The sequence below is a fragment of the Carnobacterium sp. genome, assembly GCF_045617425.1.
Classification (GTDB): Bacteria; Bacillota; Bacilli; order Lactobacillales; family Carnobacteriaceae; genus Carnobacterium_B.
In genome coordinates this window covers 164551-187221 of record NZ_JAZLIO010000022.1, presented here as the reverse complement: position 1 = coordinate 187221, position 22671 = coordinate 164551, and the positions used below count along the sequence as shown (strand labels likewise).

At 33.7% G+C, this 22671-nt stretch carries 20 protein-coding genes; 15 read left to right on the top strand and 5 right to left on the bottom strand.

Annotation, left to right across the window (positions count from 1 at the left end; translation table 11 throughout):
- From ACKI3H_RS12030 to ACKI3H_RS12010, 5 genes are all read left to right on the top strand, one after another.
- The gene (locus tag ACKI3H_RS12030; RefSeq protein ID WP_407372480.1) at positions 1-915 is read left to right on the top strand and encodes a metal ABC transporter permease; all 915 of its coding nucleotides are present in this window, start codon (positions 1-3) and stop codon (positions 913-915) included.
- A 158-nt stretch (positions 916-1073) separates the two neighbouring features.
- The gene (gene dinB, locus ACKI3H_RS12025) at positions 1074-2207 is read left to right on the top strand and encodes a DNA polymerase IV (protein ID WP_407372479.1); all 1134 of its coding nucleotides are present in this window, start codon (positions 1074-1076) and stop codon (positions 2205-2207) included.
- Between the two features lie 102 nt (positions 2208-2309).
- Complete coding sequence (locus ACKI3H_RS12020; RefSeq protein WP_407372478.1) at positions 2310-2999, top strand: metal-dependent hydrolase; 690 nt, start codon at positions 2310-2312, stop codon at positions 2997-2999.
- 15 nt (positions 3000-3014) lie between these two features.
- Complete coding sequence (locus tag ACKI3H_RS12015; protein ID WP_407372477.1) at positions 3015-4346, top strand: DRTGG domain-containing protein; 1332 nt, start codon at positions 3015-3017, stop codon at positions 4344-4346.
- Positions 4347-4358: 12 nt separating this feature from the next.
- A complete protein-coding gene (locus ACKI3H_RS12010; RefSeq protein ID WP_407372476.1) occupies positions 4359-5312 on the top strand; it encodes a DHH family phosphoesterase in 954 nt (317 codons plus the stop codon).
- An 80-nt stretch (positions 5313-5392) separates the two neighbouring features.
- On the opposite strand, the gene ACKI3H_RS12005 is transcribed toward ACKI3H_RS12010, so the two are convergent.
- Positions 5393-6730, bottom strand: a complete 1338-nt coding sequence (locus tag ACKI3H_RS12005; RefSeq protein WP_407372475.1) for a hemolysin family protein — start codon at positions 6728-6730, stop codon at positions 5393-5395.
- Positions 6731-7227: 497 nt separating this feature from the next.
- Here ACKI3H_RS12005 and ACKI3H_RS12000 point away from each other — a divergent pair, with 497 nt between their 5' ends.
- The 5 genes from ACKI3H_RS12000 (at position 7228) to ACKI3H_RS11980 (ending at position 15021) form a co-directional block, all read left to right on the top strand.
- On the top strand, positions 7228-9372 hold the full coding sequence (locus ACKI3H_RS12000) for a PBP1A family penicillin-binding protein (protein ID WP_407372474.1): 2145 nt from the start codon (positions 7228-7230) through the stop codon (positions 9370-9372).
- A 103-nt stretch (positions 9373-9475) separates the two neighbouring features.
- A complete protein-coding gene (locus tag ACKI3H_RS11995; RefSeq protein WP_350451902.1) occupies positions 9476-9820 on the top strand; it encodes a YlbF family regulator in 345 nt (114 codons plus the stop codon).
- A 126-nt stretch (positions 9821-9946) separates the two neighbouring features.
- Positions 9947-11191: an exonuclease SbcCD subunit D gene (locus ACKI3H_RS11990; protein ID WP_407372473.1), complete on the top strand. Its 1245-nt coding sequence runs from the start codon at positions 9947-9949 to the stop codon at positions 11189-11191.
- The gene (locus tag ACKI3H_RS11985) at positions 11172-14018 is read left to right on the top strand and encodes an AAA family ATPase (RefSeq protein WP_407372472.1); all 2847 of its coding nucleotides are present in this window, start codon (positions 11172-11174) and stop codon (positions 14016-14018) included. Before ACKI3H_RS11990 ends, ACKI3H_RS11985 begins: the two co-directional genes overlap by 20 nt.
- Before the next feature lie 34 nt (positions 14019-14052).
- Positions 14053-15021 (top strand): 3'-5' exoribonuclease YhaM family protein, encoded by a 969-nt coding sequence (locus tag ACKI3H_RS11980; RefSeq protein WP_407372471.1) that lies wholly within the window; start codon positions 14053-14055, stop codon positions 15019-15021.
- Positions 15022-15094: 73 nt separating this feature from the next.
- On the opposite strand, the gene ACKI3H_RS11975 is transcribed toward ACKI3H_RS11980, so the two are convergent.
- The 3 genes from ACKI3H_RS11975 to ACKI3H_RS11965 all read right to left on the bottom strand — a co-directional run bounded on the left by ACKI3H_RS11975 (position 15095) and on the right by ACKI3H_RS11965 (position 17176).
- Complete coding sequence (locus ACKI3H_RS11975) at positions 15095-16096, bottom strand: peptidylprolyl isomerase (protein ID WP_407372470.1); 1002 nt, start codon at positions 16094-16096, stop codon at positions 15095-15097.
- A gap of 295 nt (positions 16097-16391) precedes the next feature.
- A complete protein-coding gene (locus ACKI3H_RS11970; protein ID WP_407372469.1) occupies positions 16392-16745 on the bottom strand; it encodes a YtxH domain-containing protein in 354 nt (117 codons plus the stop codon).
- Positions 16745-17176, bottom strand: a complete 432-nt coding sequence (locus ACKI3H_RS11965) for an HIT family protein (protein ID WP_407372468.1) — start codon at positions 17174-17176, stop codon at positions 16745-16747. The genes ACKI3H_RS11970 and ACKI3H_RS11965 overlap by 1 nt, the downstream gene beginning before the upstream one ends.
- Before the next feature lie 193 nt (positions 17177-17369).
- On the opposite strand from ACKI3H_RS11965, the gene ACKI3H_RS11960 reads away from it, so the two are divergent.
- The 5 genes from ACKI3H_RS11960 (at position 17370) to trmB (ending at position 22267) form a co-directional block, all read left to right on the top strand.
- Positions 17370-18107, top strand: coding sequence for an ABC transporter ATP-binding protein (locus tag ACKI3H_RS11960; RefSeq protein WP_407372467.1), 738 nt, complete (start codon positions 17370-17372; stop codon positions 18105-18107).
- On the top strand, positions 18104-19330 hold the full coding sequence (locus tag ACKI3H_RS11955) for an ABC transporter permease (RefSeq protein WP_407372466.1): 1227 nt from the start codon (positions 18104-18106) through the stop codon (positions 19328-19330). The genes ACKI3H_RS11960 and ACKI3H_RS11955 overlap by 4 nt, the downstream gene beginning before the upstream one ends.
- A 110-nt stretch (positions 19331-19440) precedes the next feature.
- Positions 19441-20301, top strand: coding sequence for a D-amino-acid transaminase (gene dat / locus ACKI3H_RS11950; protein ID WP_407372465.1), 861 nt, complete (start codon positions 19441-19443; stop codon positions 20299-20301).
- A gap of 411 nt (positions 20302-20712) precedes the next feature.
- Positions 20713-21510 carry a phosphotransferase family protein gene (locus ACKI3H_RS11945; protein WP_407372464.1) on the top strand — a complete coding sequence of 266 codons (798 nt, stop codon included), beginning with the start codon at positions 20713-20715 and terminating at the stop codon, positions 21508-21510.
- Positions 21511-21616: 106 nt separating this feature from the next.
- Positions 21617-22267, top strand: a complete 651-nt coding sequence (trmB, locus tag ACKI3H_RS11940) for a tRNA (guanosine(46)-N7)-methyltransferase TrmB (protein ID WP_407372463.1) — start codon at positions 21617-21619, stop codon at positions 22265-22267.
- Positions 22268-22313: 46 nt separating this feature from the next.
- On the opposite strand, the gene ACKI3H_RS11935 is transcribed toward trmB, so the two are convergent.
- Positions 22314-22652 carry a PepSY domain-containing protein gene (locus ACKI3H_RS11935; RefSeq protein WP_407372462.1) on the bottom strand — a complete coding sequence of 113 codons (339 nt, stop codon included), beginning with the start codon at positions 22650-22652 and terminating at the stop codon, positions 22314-22316.
- Positions 22653-22671 lie beyond the last annotated feature (19 nt).

The window sequence follows — 22671 nt, the reverse complement described above, 5'->3', positions numbered from 1 at the left end:
ATGAACCCTGTTTTTGAAATACAACTCATTGCAGTTTTAGTTTCTGTTGCTTGTGCATTACCGGGTGTCTTTCTGGTAATCCGCGGAATGGCTATGATGACAGATGCCATTACTCATACGATTTTGTTGGGTATTGTAGTAGCTTTTTTTATCACCCAAGATTTAAATTCGCCATTACTGATTGTAGGTGCTGCACTTGTAGGTATTCTTACAGTTTGGTTGACAGAATTGATTCATCAAACAAAATTACTGGATAAAGATGCCTCTATTGGAATTATTTTTCCCTTATTGTTTAGTATCGCTATTATTCTTATTACTCGTTATGCTGGGGATGTACATTTGGATACAGATTCAGTGTTATTAGGAGAATTAGCGTTTGCTCCTTTTGATCGATTGATTCTATTTGGAATTGATGTTGGTCCACAAGCTATTTACTCAATGGCTGCTATCCTTATTCTACTGCTTTTGTTCATAGGTTTTTTCTACAAAGAACTAAAATTGACTTCATTTGATGCTTTATTGGCAGCTTCGTTAGGGTTTTCTCCTGTCTTGTTGCACTATGCATTGATGTCATTGGTGTCCGTTACAGCGGTGGGAGCATTTGAAGCAGTGGGATCGATATTAGTGGTAGCATTTATGGTAGGACCCCCAGTTTCAGCATACCTGTTAACAAACCGGTTAAGTTACATGTTAGGCATTAGTGCTGTTTTAGGTGCTATAAATAGTTTGATCGGTTTTCAGCTTGCAATGTACTTTGATGTTTCCATTGCTGGTATGATAGCAGTTGTAACTGGTTTAACTTTTATAGTAATTTTTATCTTTTCTCCCAAAAAAGGATTTATCTATGAAATTCATCGAAAAAAAAGACAGAAAAAGACATTAAAGAAAGCACTGGAAAGTAATCATTTAAGCTAAAACGTAGGAAGGGTTTGGACAAAAGTCTGGGCCCTTTTTTCATGTTTGGTTTATTTTTTAATGAATATAGGAAGTTATCCATTCAGTACACCAAGCTTATAAATCTTGATTCAGAATGTACGTTCCCTTATAATGAGGGTGAAGGAGGTGGAAAAAGGATGGACATTGGTGTATTAAGATTCGATGAACCTAAAAGAGACACAACAAGGAAAATTATACACATTGATATGGACGCCTTTTTCGCCTCAGTAGAGGAACGAGAAAACCCTGATTTAAAAGGGAAACCCGTTATTATCGCACGGCATCCAAAAGAAACAGGAGGTAAAGGGGTCGTAGCTACTGCTAATTATGAAGCGCGCAAGTATGGTGTACATTCTGCAATGAGTGCTCAAAAAGCATATGAACTATGTCCACATGGAAATTTTATCTCTGGACATTATAACTTATACCGTGAAATTTCTGCAGAAGTTCGGTCAATATTTGAACGTTACACCGATACGATTGAACCTCTTTCATTAGACGAAGCGTATTTAGATGTAACGGTAAATAAACTAAACCTAACGAGTGCAACATATATTGCAAAACTCATTCAACGAGATATCTGGCAAGAAGTTCAATTGACTAGTTCAGCTGGAGTATCCTACAACAAGTTTATTGCAAAATTAGCTTCTGACTACCATAAGCCTGCTGGAATAACGGTTATCCCACCCGATGAAGCCTTGGATTTTTTACGGAAACTACCCATTGAAAAATTTTATGGTGTAGGAAAAAAGACTGTTGAAAAAATGCATGACCTTTCTATTTATACAGGAGAAGATTTATTTCAAAAAAATGAAATGGAATTGATTCAAAGGTTTGGTAGAATGGGATATTCTCTTTATCGTAAAGTTAGAGGAATCGATAATTCACCTGTTCAAGTAAGTCGTGAAAGAAAGTCAGTTGGTAGGGAGTTAACTTATGGGAAAAATCTTACAACCGAACAAGAAGTCTTGAGCGAATTAAGATTTATCGCAAATAAAGTGCAAATTTCACTTCGGAAAAATCAAAAACACGGAAAAACAGTGGTATTAAAAGTACGGTATTCAAATTTCGAAACAGCTACAAAACGACTAACGCTACCTAATTATGTGAAGAATGGGGAAGAAATATTCTTTCATGCCCAAAACCTCTGGGATGAAATTGGGGTATTGGATAGAGGTATACGATTACTAGGTATCACAGTGACTAACTTAGATCCTTTAGCCTATGAAAATATTGTCTTACCCTTATGGGACAAAGAAACTGATTATTGAGTCTTGTTATATAACAAGACTAATTGCATTCTATTTTTCACAACTGTATAATAAAATTATTCTATCGAGAGTTCGTTCAGCGAACGAAAGGGGAGTAATAAGATGAAAATTTCTTGGCATGGACAATCTTGTTTACAATTGTTGACTGATTCAGGAATGACTATTTTAATGGATCCTTTTATTACCGGAAATCCTAAAAGTGACTTAGACCCCAATACTGTTCAAGCAGATGTAATTATTCTAACACATGCACATGATGATCATATCGGAGATACGGAACCTATTGCAAAAAGAACAGGAGCTTTAATTGTTTCTAATGTAGAAATAGCCTCATTTTTTAAAAAGAAAGGCTTTAGAACACATGGCATGCAAATGGGTGGGAAACATCAATTTGATTTTGGTGAAATTAAAATGACACCTGCTATTCATGGTTCTTCATATGAAATAGAAGGAGAAGCTGTCACCTTGGGACTTGCAGCGGGTATCATTTTTAGTGCGGATAATCAAACGATTTATCATGCTGGTGATACAGCATTGTTTACAGATATGAAATTAATCGGTGTCTATAAAACCATTGATGTAGCCTTTTTACCTATAGGAGACAATTATACTATGGGACCAGAAGATGCTATCATTGCTGCAAGTTATATACAAGCTAAAAAAGTTGTTCCTATTCATTATAATACGTTTCCACTCATTGAACAGAATGCAGAAGATTTTTGCACAAGCTTAGCTGAAGATCAAGGTCTAGCCTTGAAAATTGGAGAAGTAATCGATTTATCTTATATGTAGTATGGAGGCAAGCGAATGACTACAAAACACGATCAGATCATCACGTATATAGAAAGATTACCGGTTGGAGAAAAGATTTCAGTAAGGTCAATTGCAAAGAATTTAAATGTTAGTGAAGGAACAGCATACCGTGCGATTAAAGATGCACAAAACGATGGATTAGTTTCAACGATTCAGCGAGTTGGAACAATTCGTATTGAACGTAAAATGAAAGAAACTTTCGAAACACTGACTTATGGGGAAGTTGTAAAAATTATAGACGGCGATATCTTGGGTGGTGAAGAAGGATTAGATAAAGATTTAAGCAAGTTTATTATTGGTGCAATGACGGAAGAAGCAATGATGCGATACATTACACCTGGTTCCTTGATGATAGTAGGGAACCGTGAAAATGCCCAGAAATTGGCTCTTGAATGCGGTGCGGCAGTCTTGATTACTGGTGGCTTTAAAACAAATGAAGCCATTATTTTGTTAGCCAATAAATTAAAAATGCCTGTACTAAGTACAACATATGATTCTTTTACGGTAGCAACATTGATCAACCGAGCAATTACAGATCAATTAATAAAAAAGGAAATTATGCTCGTTGATGATATTTATACAAAAGCTGATAAAACGTTGTATTTAACAGCTAATCAAGTCGTTCTAGATTATCGAAAATTAAATGAGGAAAGTCAACATACGCGCTTTCCTGTTGTGAATAAAAAAGGACGTTTGATTGGGATGGTTACTGCTAAAGATATTATTGGTAAACAGGATCATGTCGGCATTGAACGAGTCATGACAAAAAATCCTACATTTGCCAAAACTCACATGAGTGTAGCAAGTGTAGGCCATTTAATGATCTGGGATGGGTTGGAAGTGATGCCTATCGTTGAAGATGATTTAACACTTATGGGCATCGTTTCTCGTCAAGATGTTATGAAAGCCATGCAATCTTCTCAGCGACAACCGCAAATGGGAGATACGCTATCTGATCAAATAAATGAAAATATAGAGATCTTAACAACTTCTTCAGAAGAATGGACTTCTAAAATCCCTTATTATAAATTCAAAGTGACCCCACAAATGACTGATAATGTTGGAACGCTCTCATTTGGATTGTTGAGTGAAGTGATTTCTACTGTAACAAAAAATACCATGGTTGTTTACCAAAAAAAGAATGCTATGGTAGAACAAATGAATTTATATTATTTAAAATTGGTTCAACTTGGAAGTGAAATAGAAATCAGACCAAGTGTCTTTGAAATTGGCAGAAGAACGGCTAAATTGGATATTGAGGTTTACACTGATACGGTTTTAGTAGCGAAAGCAACTGTAGTATGTCAATTGATGCAAAGAAGTTAAAGGAGAAAAAGAATGTCTATAAACTTATACGATCAAATACTTGAAAAAATTAAAGAAACAGAAACAATTATTATTCATAGGCACAAAAATCCTGATCCAGATGCGCTTGGGTCACAAGGCGGATTAGCAGAAATTATAAAAGCTAGTTTTCCAACTAAAAAAGTTTTAAAGACGGGTGGACCAGTTGGTGATTTAAGCTATTTAACTGAAATGGATGATGTTTCAGATGAAGATTATCAAGAAGCTTTAGTTATTGTGACTGATACGGCAAATACACCGCGCATTAGCGATGAACGCTACAGTCAAGGAAAGTACTTAGTTAAAATAGATCATCATCCTAATGATGATGTTTACGGAGATATTGTTTTAGTGGATACGAATGCTAGTAGCTCTAGTGAAATAATTGCTGATTTCTGTTTTCAACAAAAAGAAACATTGAAAATGACAACTACAGCTGCTAAGTTATTGTACGCAGGTATTGTTGGAGATACAGGTCGTTTCTTATATCCAGCTACAACACCTAAAACGATGCGTATTGTTGCCGATTTAATGGAATTTCCTTTTAAACCGGATGAAATTAATCAGAAAATGAATGCTATGTCGCGAAAAGTAGCACATCTTTCAGGTTATGTTTTACAAAACATCGAAGTCCATTCATCTGGCGTAGGAAAAGTTGTTCTTACTAAGTCGATCCTAGATCAATTTGAGTTAACAGATGCTGAAACTTCTGCGGTTGTTTCATTACCTAGCGCACTTGAAGAAGTCATTTTATGGGGAATATTTGTTGAACAGCCGGATGGTCATTTTCGTTGCCGTTTACGTTCTAAAGGACCAGTTATTAATGAAATAGCCAAAAAACATGATGGTGGTGGTCACCCGTTAGCTAGTGGAGCTAACGCAAAAGATTTACGTGAAGTAGACCAAATCATTGATGAATTGATTCAGGTTGCTGAACAAAGACAATAAAAATAGATAAATGAAAGACATAATAAAAAGAGCCTAGATTGATTAATCTAGGCTTTTTTTATCTATCCTGAAATCTAAAGTTAATCTATTTCATTCATAGCAACTTGAGGGGTCTTTTTTATAATGTCTATAACTTCAAGGGTACCATTTCCTGATTTAATAACTTTAAAGATGTAATTATTAAAAGTTAATTCTTCATCGATGGAAATATCGTATTTTTGATTCATCATCCAGCCGCCTATAGTATCGACATCTTCTTCTTCGATGGAAAGACCAAAAATGTCATTTACATCATCAATCAACATCCTAGCACTAACGCGATAATGATGATCACCAATTTTCTTAATTTCGGGCTCGCCAACAACTTCATAATCGTCGCTAATATCCCCAACAATTTCTTCAACAATATCTTCCATTGAAATAATTCCACTGGTTCCACCGTATTCATCTACAAGTACAGCAATTTGATTTCGTTCTTTTTGCATTTTTACAAGAAGTTCTTTAATAGGAATTGTTTCAATAACCGAAATGATGGGTCTAATGTACTCAGCAAAACTAAAGGTTTCAGATAATTTTGCTTCCACGGCATCCACATAAACAGCGAATATTTCTTTTGTATTTATAATGCCTAATACAATGTCTTTATCACCATCTTTAATGACTGGGTAACGTGTAAATCGTTCTTTACTAACCAATTGAGCAATTTCTCTCAAAGTCATTGAGGTCGATACAGTCACCATTTCAGTACGAGGCACCATGATTTCACGACTCATCCGATCATCAAATGCAAATACATTTTCTACAAATTGATATTCATCGCGATTGATTTCGCCACTTTTTAAACTTTCACCCATGATGATACGAAGTTCTTCTTCAGAAACTCCTTCTTCGGGTTCACTGATATTCTTCATGCCGATTCGACGTGAAATACTATTTGCGATTCGATTCAATACATAAACTAAAGGATACATAATACGGAACCACATCTGCAGAGGTTTAGCGATAAATAAACCAATTTGTTCCGTTTTATTGATTGCAATATTTTTTGGCACTAGCTCTCCAATAATAACTTGAAGAGAAGTTAAAATGATAAAAGATAAAGTAATTGAAGCAATCGTTGAAACAGAAGAGGGAATATCAACGGATGAAAATAATAAATTAAACAAGCGCCCAAAAGTGGGATCACCTAACCAACCAATAGCTAGTGAAGTGATGGTTACCCCTAATTGAGTTGCTGAGAGATACGTATCTAATTTTTGTGTCATTTCTTTTAAAAGTATTGCACGTTTGTCGCCATTTTCAATTAAGTAATCCAATCTTGAAGGGCGAATGCGCACCAGTACGAATTCTGACATCACGAATAAAGCAGCGATAAATAAGATAATAAAGAATGCAATGATTCCAGTTGTAATTGACAAATTATTGTCTACGCTAGAATTATAGCGTAGACTTCACCTCCTTGTAGTATAGTTTGCAATGAATTGTTCTTAATAAGTATAAATAGTTCATCATACAAAGAGTATTTCAATGGTCATTATTAGTAAAGTCATCAGGGTGAGGATGAAATACAAGGTTAAAACGACCAAAAGAAACAGTTGTATAACTAAAACTATCCTTTTGATAGATTCGTACCTTTATTCTATTTTCTGTCCCAAGGTCTCACCTCATCCATTTTTTTTAAAACTAGTATTAAGCAAATAGTCAATTTTTCCATTTTAATAAAGTCTTTAACTTTACTCTACATCAATATGGTAAAATGATAAAGAAAAAATAGTGAAAACTAAGCAAAATGGCGAATAAAAAACAATTAGTCAATGAAGACATATCCTACTTAAGGAGGATGTGTCTTCATTAGTGATTTGTTAAACTTAAAATAAGGGTCGATTTAGAATAAAAAAATAAGGAATGAATGCGAATGAATGAATCTTCTTTTTTAGAGAAGTTACAAGGAGCTCTGATCACTTTTTGGAATTGGGCAAAACCGTATCTACTAAAGTTCCATAAAATACGACAACGAATTTGGAAGAAATACCATGTAAATAAAATTATCCTTTTAGTCATACTAACTGTTTCCCTAGTTGCAAGTGTTTATTTGTTATACTTAGCAAAAACAGCAAATGTTTCTACATTAAAAGCAGGTCTAGAACAAACAACAACAATCTATGATGTCAATAATGAAGAAGCTGGAACCTTGTACTCACAAAAGGGAACGTTTATTTCAGTTGATAATATATCTGACTCGATTGAACAAGCTGTCATTTCGACTGAAGATAAACGCTTTTACAAACACTCAGGATTTGATCCAATTGGAATTGCTAGAGCGGCGGTTGGCTATGTCATTAATGGCGGGAATATTGTCGGAGGCGGAAGCACAATTACTCAGCAATTAGCTAAAAATGCTTATCTGACATTGGATCAAACGTTTATTCGAAAATTAAAGGAACTTTTTTTAGCTATCGAAATCGAAAAAGTGTATACAAAAGATGAAATATTAGAGATGTATCTCAATAACTCTTATTTTGGAAATGGAGTTTGGGGAGTCGAAGATGCTTCTCAAAAATATTTTGGGAAATCTGCGGCAGAAGTAACTTTATCAGAAGCCGCTACAATAGCAGGTATGTTGAAGGCACCTACAAATTATAATCCTATTGACGATTACGATAATGCTATTTCTAGAAGAAACGTTGTTTTGGACTTAATGGTAACAAATGAGATTGTTACTCAAGAAGAAGTAGACAATATAAAAGCTGAAGGGTTAACACTAGTTGATGCGTACTCAGAAAAAGAAGGATATCAATACCCTTCTTATTTTGATGCAGTAGTAAATGAAGCAATTTATACCTATGATTTAAGTGAAGAACAAATCTTAAATAAAGGGTATAAAATTTATACCTCATTAAATCAAAATTACCAACGTGCAATGGATTTGGCTTATGAAAATGATTATTTATTCCAAAATGCAGCAGATGGAACATTATTAGAAAGTGGCTCTGTTGCATTGGATCCTGAGACTGGCGGAGTTTTTGCCATCTTTGGGGGCCGAAAAGAGCATACATTTAGAGGCTTTAATTATGCGACTCAAATGGTTAGGCAACCGGGTTCTATCATCAAACCACTAGCTGTTTATACTGTTGCTTTAGAGCAAGGATATACGATTGATTCAATGTTGGTTGATGAGCCAATTTCTTATGGTAAAGATAAGTATACTCCTGAAAATGTTGACCATGAATATGAAGGAGAAGTACCGATGTATCAAGCTTTGGCAGAAAGTAAAAATACCTCAGCAGTTTGGCTTCTAAATGAAATAGGATTAAACAAAGGATTTAAAAAAGTTGAAGAATTCGGCATTCCTCTAGCAGAAGGAACTGAAGGGGATGAATATCTAGGACTGGCTCTAGGTGGATTGAGTAAAGGAGTCTCTCCTCTTCAAATGGCGAGTGCCTATACAACGTTCGCTAACGGTGGTGTGATGAGTGAAGGACATTTCATTACTAAAATCGTTGATGCTACAGGTGCAGTCATTGTTGACAACACAGAACCCGAAACGAAAAAAGTGACTACTCCAGAAGTTGCAGACCAAATGACGAGTATGCTGATGGGCGTGTTTACAAATGGGACAGCACAAAACAATAACCCATCTGGTTATACAATAGCTGGAAAAACTGGGAGTACAGAAGTAACATTTAATGACGAAGGTGGTACAACGGATCAGTGGACAGTTGGTTATACACCTGATATTGTGGTTGCAACTTGGATGGGATTTGACCCAACTGACGAAGAACATTATATGACAACGGGAAGTTCCACTGGGGTAGGACCGCTGTTTAAAAAACAAATGGAAAATATTCTTCCATACACTGAACTAACAGCTTTCAATACAGAGAGTGCCCAAGAAATTGTTGCTGCAGAAGCAGAAACTGAAGCAGGTTCTAGTGACTGGAAACAAGGTGTGAAAGACACAATTGATTCAATTGGTGGAAAAGTAAAGGAAGGATCGGATATTGTTAAAGACAAATTTGGAAACTTGCTTGATCAATTTAAAAATAAAGTGACGCAATAGAAAAAAAGTTAGTGATTTAGATGAGAATATTGGAAAAATAATGTCTGAAATGATATAGTTATTAAGATGAAACCATTATTTGAATTGGAGAGTGAAGTATATTATGAGTACAAATATTTATGATACAGCCAATGCTTTAGAAAAAGAATTAAGAGATAGTGAAGAGTATACTATTTTAGTAGCAGCTTTTGATGAAGTTAAAAAAGATGAAGCAGCTAGCAAAATGTACTTTGACTTCCAAGAAGTTCAAATTAAATTGCAACAAAAACAAATGTCGGGTGAACAAATTACTGAAGAAGAAATTGCTGAAGCTCAAAACTTAGCTCAAACTTCTGGAGAAAATGATGTTATCAAAGGATTGATGGAAGCTGAACAACGTTTAAGCACATTGATTGAAGATTTAAACCGCATCATTATGAAACCTGTTCAAGATGTTTATCAAGGTTAAGAAATAGAGGACAAAAAAGAACTCACTAGTATAAAAGAGTAGTGAGTTCTTTTTTTTCTGATATTAAAGGAACGTATGTGCCCTTCGTAAGCTGGAGGCTATAAAAGAAAGGAAAGAGTGGATACAATGGTCAAATTTATTCATGCAGCTGATCTGCATTTGGACAGCCCCTTTATTGGCTTAAAAACGTTACCTGATTTTATTTGGAATGCTATTTATTTATCTACTTTTTCAGCTTTGACTACAATCGTCGATAGTGCGATACAAGAAAAGGTGGATTTTATCTGCTTAGTTGGAGATATTTATGATAATGATGAGCGGAGTGTGAAAGCTCAAGCCTATTTACGAAATGAAATGGAACGTTTAAATAAAGCTGAAATACCAGTCTATCTATTGCATGGAAATCATGATTACATAGAAAATACTGGGTTACACTTAGAAATGCCTGAAAATGTCGTTGTATTTACAGAATCAGTGGAAACAAAATGGTATACGACAACGGAAAATGATGAGATCGCCATTAGTGGTTTTAGTTACGATAAAAGATGGGTCCTTGAGCGGAAAATTAAGGAGTATCCAGAAAAACACCCACGTGCAAAGTATCATATTGGATTGTTACACGGCTTCTCTGAAGGCTTAGACTCAGAACACGGGAACTACGCACCCTTCTCATTAGGAGAGTTGAAAAGTAAGAAATATGATTACTGGGCCTTAGGTCATATTCATAAGAGACAGCAGTTAGCTGAAAATCCACCTGTCATTTATCCTGGAAATACTCAAGGCAGAAGCAGCAAGGAAAGTGGAGAAAAAGGTTTTGAATTAGTAACATTGTCTGAATCTGGGGTGTTAATGGAATTTAGACCAACCTCAACGATTCAATGGAAGACAATTGACCTTTCGATTAAAGAAACTAAGAGTTTAGATGAGCTTTACAAAGTCTTAAAAAATGTCGTTGAAGAACAAAAAAATAATTTTTATAGTCTGTTCCTTTCTATTCATTTAGTAGATAGTGAGAATTTGCTTGAAGGAGTTCTAAAAAAAATAAACCAAGGTGAATTATTAGAGGCCTTACAACAAATTCCAAAAACAGATACTTTCGTTTGGGTCCACAAAATAGAATTGCAGACAGTAGTTGAAAATCGAATACCAGCTATCCAAAAGATTTTTCCAAATGAATGGGAACAAGTTCAAAAAGAAATTGAAACAGAAAGTTTATTTAATAATCTAACGAATGCACTTTTTGATTTCCCTGGAATGGAAGAAGTTATAGAAACACGTGAAGAAAATTATCGAAAAAAAATTGTAAAAGATGCTAAAGAGTTGGTTAGCAATCAACTTGGACTTGAAAGAAGTGATAACCTTGAAGATTAAATCAATGGAAATATATGGTTATGGAAAATGGGTAGATCACAAAATTGATGATATAACTAACTTGCAATTATTTTATGGAGAAAATGAAGCGGGCAAGACAACTTTAATGTCGTTTATTCATAGTATTCTTTTTGGATTTCCTTCTAAGATTAGTTCTGAACTAAGGTATGAACCTAAAAGTAGCAGTCAATACGGAGGAAGACTCTTTTTAACTGGTACACAATATGGGGATGTTCAAATTGAGCGTGTACGAGGAAAAGCAAACGGCACGGTTACAGTAACTTTTGCTAGTGGAGAAATGGGTGGCGAAGAATGGCTTGAAAAAATATTATCCGGATTGGATAAGGCAACTTATCAAGCATTATTTTCTTTTAATTTAGCTGGCCTACAAAAAGTTCAACAATTAAATCGTGAAAAATTGAATCGTTATTTTTTAAGTGTAGGAACAATTGGGAACGAACAGTTGTTAAAGGTTGCCGATAAGTTTCAAATGGAAGCAAGTAAGTTGTTTAAGCCCAATGGCCGAGTGACCGTTATTAATAAAAAAATGGCCGATGTTGAATCAAAAAGGAAACAAGTAAAACTAGCAAAAGAAAAGAATAGTCAGTATATGAATTGGTTGCTTGAAAAAGAAAATCTTGAAAAAGAGTTAATCAGCTTACGAGAACAAAGGACACATTATGAAGATAAAGTGTTCAAGCTTACCCAATTAGAATCAAATTGGGTACTTTTTAGTGAGATGCAAGATATTCAACATCAAATAAAAAAAGAACAGCTCGAAAAATTGCCCAAAGATGGATTGTACCAGCTCAATCATTACAATCAAGAAATAAATCAACTTAAATTAACCATTACGCAACAACAAGAAAAATTGCATTATCTTAGAGATAAAACAGAGGAAACAAGGCAACTTAAAGTGTTTATTGAACATAGAGATGAAATGATCCAATTGATGGAAAATCTGGATCATTTCCAAGCTAAGTTACAAGAAACTACATTTATTAAAGAAACCATTTTAGCTACACAACATCAATTTTTGCGTGAAAAACAACAGTTAGGTCTAGAGGAACAACAAGCTATACCAGCTGCTATGACTGAGGAAAGTCGACTTAAATTAAATGATTTACAAGCTAAACAAAATCAAGCAGAGCAAAAAATAAAGAAACTAGCGGAACGCATAGCGTTTTTGAACTTCCAGCAAGAATCTTTAGGAGATCAACTCGATAAATTAGAAAAACGACTATGGGATAATCAAATCTATCAAGAAGTAGACGACCAACTAAAAAAAAGCAATCATGAACCACGTACGTATAATAAAATAGATAAGCAAAGTGAGCAAAAATTAAGTAAAGGAAAACTCATCAACTTAGTTATTGGATTAATGATAAGTATTCTAGGTTTGTACTTGTCTAATGGAACTGGATTAGTACTTACGATTGCTGGTTTAGGACTTCTATTCTATAGTATTTGGTCAATCATTAAAAAAAAGAATACACCAAATAAAGTAGAAGAGATCAGAGAGACTGCATATTCTTTTGAAGAATATATTCAGCAAACCGAAATTCGAAAACAGTGGCGAGAAAAACTTGCAGAAATTGATCAAGTTATTCTTGAATTAAATGAGAAACAGGTTCAATTTGAAGAGACTGAAAATCAACAAGTTCATATTGAAAAAGAATTTCAATCATGGAAACAAATATATGGTTACCCGTTAGAGTACTCAACTAGCGACTTGATGCAAGAAACGGATATTTTCGAAGCTATAAGAGAAAAAGCAAATAGCATCTATGAAAAGCAAACACAATTAAGCCAAATGGAGAATGAAATAGTTGAGTGGAAAGAATCCATTAGTTATTTACAGCCTGTTATTTTTGTTGATTGGAATAGTAATATGCAGCTAATTGAAGGAATAAAACAATTTTTTAAAGAAGTTACAGCTGATGAAGAAAACATAAAAAATCTTATAAGACAGCATAAAGAAGCACATCAGCATATTGAGCAGCTTATTATGCAACAAAAAGAGTTTGAACAAAAGAGAAGACATCTTCTTCAAACTGTTAAAGCTGAAACTGAAGAAGAATTTCGAAAAAAATATGTACTAGAGGAAGAATTGACAACAAAAAAAGCTCGTTTAAATTTGTTAGAACAGCAAGTTGGTGAATACAGTACTTTGTTAGAAAAATATCGCGATAAGGCTGCTTTAATTGAAAGTATCCAAAGTTTAAAAGCAAAACTGTATCAGTTAAAAGAATCAATTGAAAACAAATTAAATAAAAAAATTAAAACAGAAGTTGCATTGAAAAATTTAGAAGTTGGTGGAGCATATTCTGAATTGTTGCAAGAATATGCTAATTTAAAGAGTGAAACACAAATTTTAGTAGATGAATGGACAACGTATAAAATAGCCGCAGAACTTATTGAGAGAACGTTAACTGAAGCTAGAAAAGATCGTTTTCCAGCAACTATACGTGATACGACTTACTTTTTTTCCATTTTGACAAATGGTAATTATCAAAAAGTATTCTTAAAGGATCAAACGATAACGGTTCAACGTAAAGATGGCACTTTATTTGAAGCTGCTGAGCTTTCCCAAGCGACAGCTGAACAACTTTATGTGGCTCTGCGTTTTTCATTTGTAAAAAATGCTAATGACTTAATTCAATTGCCGTTGTTAGTAGATGATGGCTTTGTGAATTTTGATCATCAAAGAAAAAAAGAGATGTATCAACTATTAAAGAGCATTAGTGAAGACATACAGGTATTTTATTTTACATTTGATGAATCTGTAACAGATGTTTTTCGAAAAGAGCAGATAGAAATGTTATAATAAAGAAAAGATGCAAATAGAAAGAGGGAGTCAAATGGAAAAGAAATTATTTGAGTATACGAATGATGAAACCTTCGACATTCATTTATTAATCAAATCAGCGGATATTCGAGTTGCTAAAAATGGTAAAAAATTTATTGCTTTTACGTTTCAGGATACAAGTGGTCAAATGGATGGTAAATATTGGGATGCATCAGAAGATGATATTGCAGCATTTACTGCAGGGAAAGTAGTAAAAGTTTCAGGGAAAAGAGAACTTTATCAAGGAAATCCTCAAATTAAACTATTTAAAATTGCAGTGACAAAATCTGGAGATCCAGATAATCCAGATTTATATGTTGAAAGAGCTCCATTAAAGAAAGAAGATATGATGGAAGAAATAAACGATACATTATTTGAGATTACAAATGCGAATATGAATCGAATTGTACGTTATTTATTGAATCATTATCAAAAACCTTTTTTTCAACATCCAGCAGCTAAACGATTTCACCATGCTTTTACTGGTGGACTAGCTTACCATACCGTATCTATGTTAAGAATTGCAAAAACAATTGCGACTCAATATGAAGATATCAACAAGCCTTTACTTTATGCTGGTGTTATCTTACATGATTTGGGCAAAATTATAGAACTTTCAGGGCCGATATCTACAGAGTATACTTTAGAAGGAAATCTTTTAGGCCATATTGTGATAGTAGATGAAGAAATTACAAAAGCTTGTCTTGCTCTAAAAATTGATGAAAAAAGTGAAGATGTTTTGCTTTTGAAGCATATGGTATTGGCTCATCACGGATTACTTGAGTATGGTTCTCCGGTTAGGCCAAAGTTAAGAGAAGCTGAAATTTTATATATGATCGATAATTTAGATGCGACTGTAAACATGTTAAATTCGACATTAAATAGAACAGAGCCTGGGATGTTTACAGAAAGAATTTTTGGATTAGATAATCGGACATTCTACAAACCAAATGAATCTGAAAAAACAACTGATAGTAAATAAAAAAAGGAGTTAGGATATTAATCCTAACTCCTTTTTTATTTTAGTTATTTAATGTTGCTAAAGACACTAATGGTTATTCAGCAGCAGAGTCTTCTACAGCTGATTCCTCAGTAGCAGAGCTGTCAGCAGCAGGTTCTTCAGTGGTAGACTCTTCAGTAGCAGAGCTATCAGCAGCAGGTTCCTCAGTAGTAGATTCCTCAACAGCAGAGTCTTCTTTAGGAGCCAAGTAAGCATCCATTGCAGTAGATAGATCTTTATCATCAATAATGATATTTGCATCTTGCATAATACCTGAAATTACTTCTTGAATAGCAGCACTATCAGCTAATTTAGCTGTTAATAATTGATCTTTGATTGTATCTGTTTCTTCTTCAAGTGTTCCTTTTTCAGGTTTTTCAAGCATCTTGATAATGTGGAAACCATATTCTGAAGCAACTGGTTCAGTTGTCATTTCGCCTTCTTCTAAAGCATAAGCTGCTTCTTCGAATTCAGGAACCATTTCTCCAGATGAGAAAGTTATTTCTCCACCCTTAGGAGCAGTAGCGGTATCTATTGAGTTTTTAGTAGCAAGTTCAGCAAAGTCAGCACCATCATTTATTTGAGTGATAAGGTCTTTTGCAGTTTCTTCATCTTCTACAAGAATATGAGCAGCTGTTACAGGTGGGACGTAAGCGTCGTAAGCAGCTTGAATTTCTTCTTCAGTAAATTTTGTTTTGTCTTTTACTGCTTCTTCAATTAATAAGTTTAAACGGATCGTATCTTTATACTTTTCAGCGGTATAACCTTGTTGCAACATGATGTTTTCAAATGCTTCAGCACCACCATAATTTTTTTCTTCAGTAGAGTATTGTTTGTCTACTACTTCATCTGTAACTTTTTCTCCATATAAATCAGTTAAAACATCTTCAATAATCATTTGTTGAAGCATGCTTGTTCCAACGGTTTCTTTCATTGATTCATAAAACTCATCTTCCGTAATTTTCCCTGCAGTTGATGAGGCAACAGTGCTATCAGAACAACCCGCAATTGTTAATCCGGCTAAGATAGTAGCTGTAGCTAATAATAATTTTTTCATTTCCCTTACACATCCATTTCTTTTATTTTACGTTACCAAACTATTTCCTAATGACAAATATAAATATACCATACTCATTTGTATAAAAAAAACTAAAATCCCATTATTTAGTTTAAAGTCAATTAAAAATCACAAAAAAAACACAATCAAACGATTTTTTGAAAAAAATCAGATAGAATAGACAGTTACTGATATGGATTTTTGCAAAATAATTACAAGACTCTTTAAAGCAGTAGTAGATAAATAAAAGGAGCTGAGACTTTTAGGTCTCAACTCCGTTATTTAAAGTAAAGGATTAAGCTTGTTTCATGCTTTGAGTTAAATCTTCCACATCTGCAGTTAATTTTTCAGTATGTTCTTGAATTCGGCGCATACGAGGTTCTGCTTCATAGGTGAATTCATCAACAGACTCTTTTACATCTTGTGTAAATTCTTCAGCTAATGTTTTACCTTCATTTGTTAATTGAGCTATTGCACCTTTTAAATCATTAACACTTCTAGATACATCATTTACTAAAACGGTCGTATCATCAACATACGTTTTTAATACAGCTCTATTTTCTTTACCAGTACGTGGAGACTTAAGCAGGCCATATACTCCTCCAGCTGCAGCACCTAAAATTAATCCATTCATAAAGTGATTAGACATTAATATCCCTCCAATTTGCTTTTTATATTTATTACAATACTATCTAATTCTTCAATGGTGAAATTATTAGAATGATCGCCGAAATGAATTGAAAAATCATCTTGTTCGTCATAACGAGGCAAGATATGTATATGGGAATGGAACACAGATTGATAAGCAACAGTACCATTATTATTAACGATATTCATTCCTTTAATAGCAGGATTAGATTTCTTGATTGCTGTTGCGATTTTGGGAATTTTACTGCCAATGATAGCCGCTAAATCTTCATCTAATTCAAAAACATCTGCAACATGTTTCTTAGGAACAACTAAAGTATGACCTGGTGTTACTTGAGTAAGGTCTAAAAAAGCTACTACATCATCGTCTTCATAAACTTTTCTGCTGGGTATTTCATTGTTGATAATTTTACAAAAAATACAGTCTTCCATATAGAATCCTTCTTTCTCCTGCGAAATCTTTATATATAAGTCGCGATTAATAGAGAAATACATTCTCTTATTTAACAAATGTATCATAAAACTGAAAGAAAGTGAAACGGTAACACATGAAACAGAAAAGATTCTCTTTTGTTCTTATGGTACAATAACTACAATAAATTGTGTAGAAGGGACTAAACTAATTATGAGTTTAACAGTATCGCATGTTACAGGAGGCTATAGTCAAATTCCTGTATTAAAAGACGTATCATTTGAAGTAGGAGCTGGAAAATTAATTGGGTTAATCGGTTTAAATGGAGCTGGTAAAAGTACAACTATAAAACATATTATTGGACTGCTACAACCTCAAAAAGGAGAAATCAGTATCGATGGTCTAACTTTAAAGAACGATAAGGAAAACTATCGAAAAAAATTTGGTTTTATTCCTGAAACGCCAGTTTTATATGAAGAATTAACCTTAAAAGAGCACATTGAAATTACAGCAATGGCATATGATATACCAATTGAAACAGCACATGAACGTGCCGATAAGTTATTAAAAACATTTAGGTTAGAAAATAAGTTAGAGTGGTTTCCAGCTAATTTTTCTAAAGGAATGAAGCAAAAAGTGATGATTCTTTGCGCTTTTTTGGTAGAACCAAGCTTATACATCATCGATGAACCGTTTTTGGGATTAGACCCTCTTGGCATCAATGCCCTATTGGAACTTATGGAAGAAATGAAAAAACAAGGAGCTTCCATTTTAATGTCTACTCACATATTGGCAACAGCTGAAAGACAATGTGACGGATTTGTTTTATTACATGAAGGAAAAGTTAAAGCTGAAGGTACTTTGGAGGATTTAAGAAATACCTTTAATATGCCCGATGCGACGCTAGATGAGCTTTACATTCAATTAACAAAAGAAGAGGATAGTAAATGATGATAGAAATTTGGAAGCAACGAGTAAAACAACACCAAAAGAAAATGATGAAGTATCTAAAATATATATTTAATGATCACTTTGTCATTGTTTGTTTATTTTTAGTCGGTGCATTGGGATATGCATATTCAAATTACTTGAAAACCCTAACGTCTTATGATGTAAAAGGGCAATTAATAGGAATAATCGTTTTTACAGTAGTATTAAGCATTGGTAAGCTAGCAACACTTATTCAACCAGCGGATGCTGTATTTATGCTACCTAAAGAAAAAGCTATGGAAGAGTATTTTAAACAGACTAAATGGAGAAGTTTATGGCTGCCTAGCTTCGTTATTCTAATGACCGTAGCTATATTAATGCCATTGCTAGTTGCCATGTCTGGATTTTCTTTTTTTGATATGTTTTATTTTGTAATGATGTTGATTATTTTAAAAGAGACTGATCTTAATGCTCAGGTCCTCAATTTAAAAATAAAAGAAACAAGTGAATGGATTAAAATACGCCTTCTTTTATTTGGAATTTATTTGATTATGTCAAGTCTTGCGCTATTTATCAATCCTATAGTTGGTTTAGTAGGATCTGTGGTTGTAGCTATAAGCTATCGCTTTTTAGCCAAGCAAAAGAATGGTACTCTAACGTATCAATGGGAAAAAATGATAAAAGATGAAACGAATCGAATGAAGCGAATTTATCAGTTTATTAATTTGTTTACTGATATTCCAGCATTAAAGGGATCTGTTAAAAGAAGAGCTTATTTAGATATTTTTTTGAGGCCTATTCAAAAAAAACACGAAAATGTTTTCTACTATCTGTATGCTAGAGCATTTTTGAGAGGAACTGAATTTAGCGGGTTATACTTTCGCTTGGTTGTTATTGCAATGTTGCTAAGTGGCTTAGGACAATCGTTTATACTAAGTCTATTTTTAACAGTCATATTCCTCTACTTGACCGGCTTCCAACTACTACCACTTTATTTTCAATTTGATAACCTATCGTTAACTGTTTTATACCCCGTAAAGAAAAACAATAAACTTCAGGCAATAAAGAAATTGATACTGATGCTTATGATGATTGAAGGCTTGTTAATTATTGGTGTATCTGTTTTTTACCTTTCCTTTATAGAAGTACTGATTGTAGGAGTCAGTGCTACCGCATTTAACCTAGGATTTTGTCAATTTTACTTACCGTCGCGGATAAATAAAATGATCAAATTACAGCATTAATAATAAAGTGATTTTTAAATATTTAAATGTTAAGAATGCAAAGTGTCATGATTTTTGATATGATAGAAAAAATTTAATAGGTATTACTTTTTAAAGGAAGAGGTTAAAAAATGAAAGTTATTTGGAATAATCAAATTGTCGAACGTAGTGAAGTTAAAATCGATATGGAAGACAGAGGTTATCAGTTTGCAGATGGTATTTATGACGTTGTAAGAGTTTATAATGGTAAATTTTTTATGTTGGATGAACATGTAAATCGTTTGTTTTCAAGTGCTGAAAAAATCGAACTAGTCATGCCTTTTACAAAAGAGGAATTAAACCACCTTTTAAGTACATTGATTAAAGAAAATGATATTGAAACTGGTAATATTTACATGCAAGTAACCAGAGGAATTGGAATCCCCAGAAATCACACGTATACTGATCCAGAGTTAGTACCACCAGTATTTACAGCAACAACTACAATTGTTCCACGAGATCAAGAAAAAATGGATCAAGGGATGTCCGCTTTTATTGTACCTGATATGCGATGGTTGAGATGCGACATTAAATCGATTAGTTTACTGGGAAATATCATGGCTAAGCACGAAGCCCATAAAAAAGGTGGAGATGAAGCAATTTTGCACCGTGATGGTATCGTTACAGAATGTTCTTCTTCAAATGTATGGATGATTAAAGATGATACTATCTATACACATCCAGATGGTAATCTTGTTCTACCTGGAGTTACTAAGATAATGTTGTTAAAAGTTGCTCGGGAAGCAGGAATGTTAGTTAAAGAAGAAAGCTTTACTATAGATGATTTGAAAAAGGCAGATGAAGTATTTGCTTCAAGTACCACGATGGAAGCTGTTCCTATCATAAGTATAGATGGAAATCCTGTTGGACATGGAAAACGTGGAGTTGTTGTTGAAAAACTTCAGCAGTTATACGTTAATGCTGTTGAAAAAGAGTGTGGACAAATAAGATAGAGATCATCAGAGAATCAGCCAAACTCTTTTGTTTGGCTGATTCTCTTTGTGTAAAGATAGCACCAACAAAAATAAGTGTTAAAAAATCAAAAGTAATGAATGACTTGTGCCTAGTTCTATCTTCTATTTTTGTAGAAATAAAATAAACGCATTTGTAGAAAAAGAACGTATATATGCTTGACGTAGAATGAAATTCTATCTAAAATAGGAAATGAACAGAAAGATAGATGTCTTTTGTGATATCTGTCCTTTTTTTGTCTGGCTTTACTGGTAAACTATAAAAATGATTTAGTGTTATTGGTTTAACGGGTTTAAATTTTTTCGCTTATTCGAATAAGATGTTACAATCCCGTTTTGCTTTTCACGTCTGTGTAGAAATGTTTCAGAATATAAAGCAAGGAATGATTTGGTATGGATTTTGAAATAGATTCTGGATGGAAATTGCATCCCGTTGGTGGTGACACTGGACAAGCGTATATGGGTACAAGGGCAGAAGAAAAGCTTTTTTTGAAGCGAAATTCTTCACCTTTTTTAGCTGCATTATCTGTTGAGGGGATTACACCAAGATTGATGTGGACAAAACGCATCGGTAATGGAGATGTACTAACCGCTCAAGAGTGGTTAAATGGAAGAGCACTTACTAAAACAGAAATGTCCTCCCCACAGGTTGCAAAACTCATTAGTCGAATACATAATTCTACTACATTGAGAAGAATGCTTGCTCGTGTAGGCGGTGAAATTGTTACACCTGATCAATTAATTCACAAATATGAAGATAACTTGCCTTTAGATTTATACAATCATCCGTTACTATCACGAATAATAGAAAAACTAAAAGCAGAAGTAGAATTAATGAATATGGTTGAAACAAAAGTTTGCCATGGAGATATTTACCGGAAAAATTGGCTTTTATCAGATGAGAACCGTCTTTATCTAGTTGATTGGGATTCAGCTATGCTATGTGATCCAGCTATGGATCTGAGTATGTTGCTTTGTCAATATGTACCAAAAGATAACTGGGTTGATTGGTTAATTCATTATAATACGGAGCTAACTGAAGAGTTGAAAACGCGTATTATGTGGTATGCATTAATGAATTATTTGATTCAAACAAAAAAACACCATAACGAAACCAGATTTCATGAAATGAATAAAGACATTATTATGTTACAAACTCTTTATCAAGGCCAAAATTATTTTTTTAATTAATGATTAGCTTTAGCATTTATTCAAATCCTCTTCCTGTTTTTGAAGAGGATTTTTCTATGTAACTAGTAAAAAAAATGGAATATTAAAAAGAATGGAGAATAAGAATATGCGTTTAAGAAATAAACCAAATGCACCACAAAAAATTGCTGATTACCCTCAGTATATACCAGAACAACCTGATAATTGGGTAGGAAAATGGCACGAAAGATTTGGCAATGATCACCCTATTCATATTGAAGTCGGTACAGGAAAAGGTCGTTTTATTACTGAAATGGCAAAATTACACCCAGAAATCAATTATATTGGTATTGAACTTCAGATGAGTGTCATAGTTGTTGCACTAGATAGATTGATTGAGGAACAATTACCGAATCTTCAATTATTACACGTTAATGGGGGTTCTGTAACCCAATATTTTGCAGAAGGAGAAGTTGACCAAGTTTATTTAAACTTTTCTGACCCATGGCCAAAAACTCGCCATGAAAAAAGACGTTTAACGTATAAAAGTTTTTTAGAAAGTTATGAGATTATCCTTGTATCTGAAGGCGAAATTCATTTTAAAACGGATAATCAAGGACTATTTGAATATTCATTGAGCAGTTTTTCAAAGTACGGCATGACACTTGAACAAGTATGGTTAAATTTACATGAGAGTGATTTTGAGGGTAATGTGAGGACTGAATATGAAGAGAAATTTTCTTCGAGAGGTAGTCGGATTTATCGTGTAGTAGCAAAATTCCCTAAAAAAACCAAATAAAAAAGCATTAAAACAAGAATTGATTCTTGTTTTAATGCTTTTTTTGTTAAATACGATATAAATCCAAAATACTTCCGGTGTAAGCATCTGCGATAAATTCATACTGAACAAGTTGGTCTTCTTCAATTCTTGAAATTCCGCCATAATAAACATCTGTTTTAAGCGCAAATTTTTGTAAAGGAACTTTTTGTAATTCTATCCATGAACCTTCTACAGGTCCTTCTTTTAGAAATAATTGTTTTACGTATTTTAGAATGGTATCTCCATGGATTGCTTTTTTTGCAGTGATTAGTTTATGAAGAAAATAGCCGCAAGTTAATCCAGCTCCAAAAAGTAAGCCGCCAGCTAAAATATATGGTGTTGTTTCTTTTGTTTTACATACCATTTAATAAACTCCCCAATCT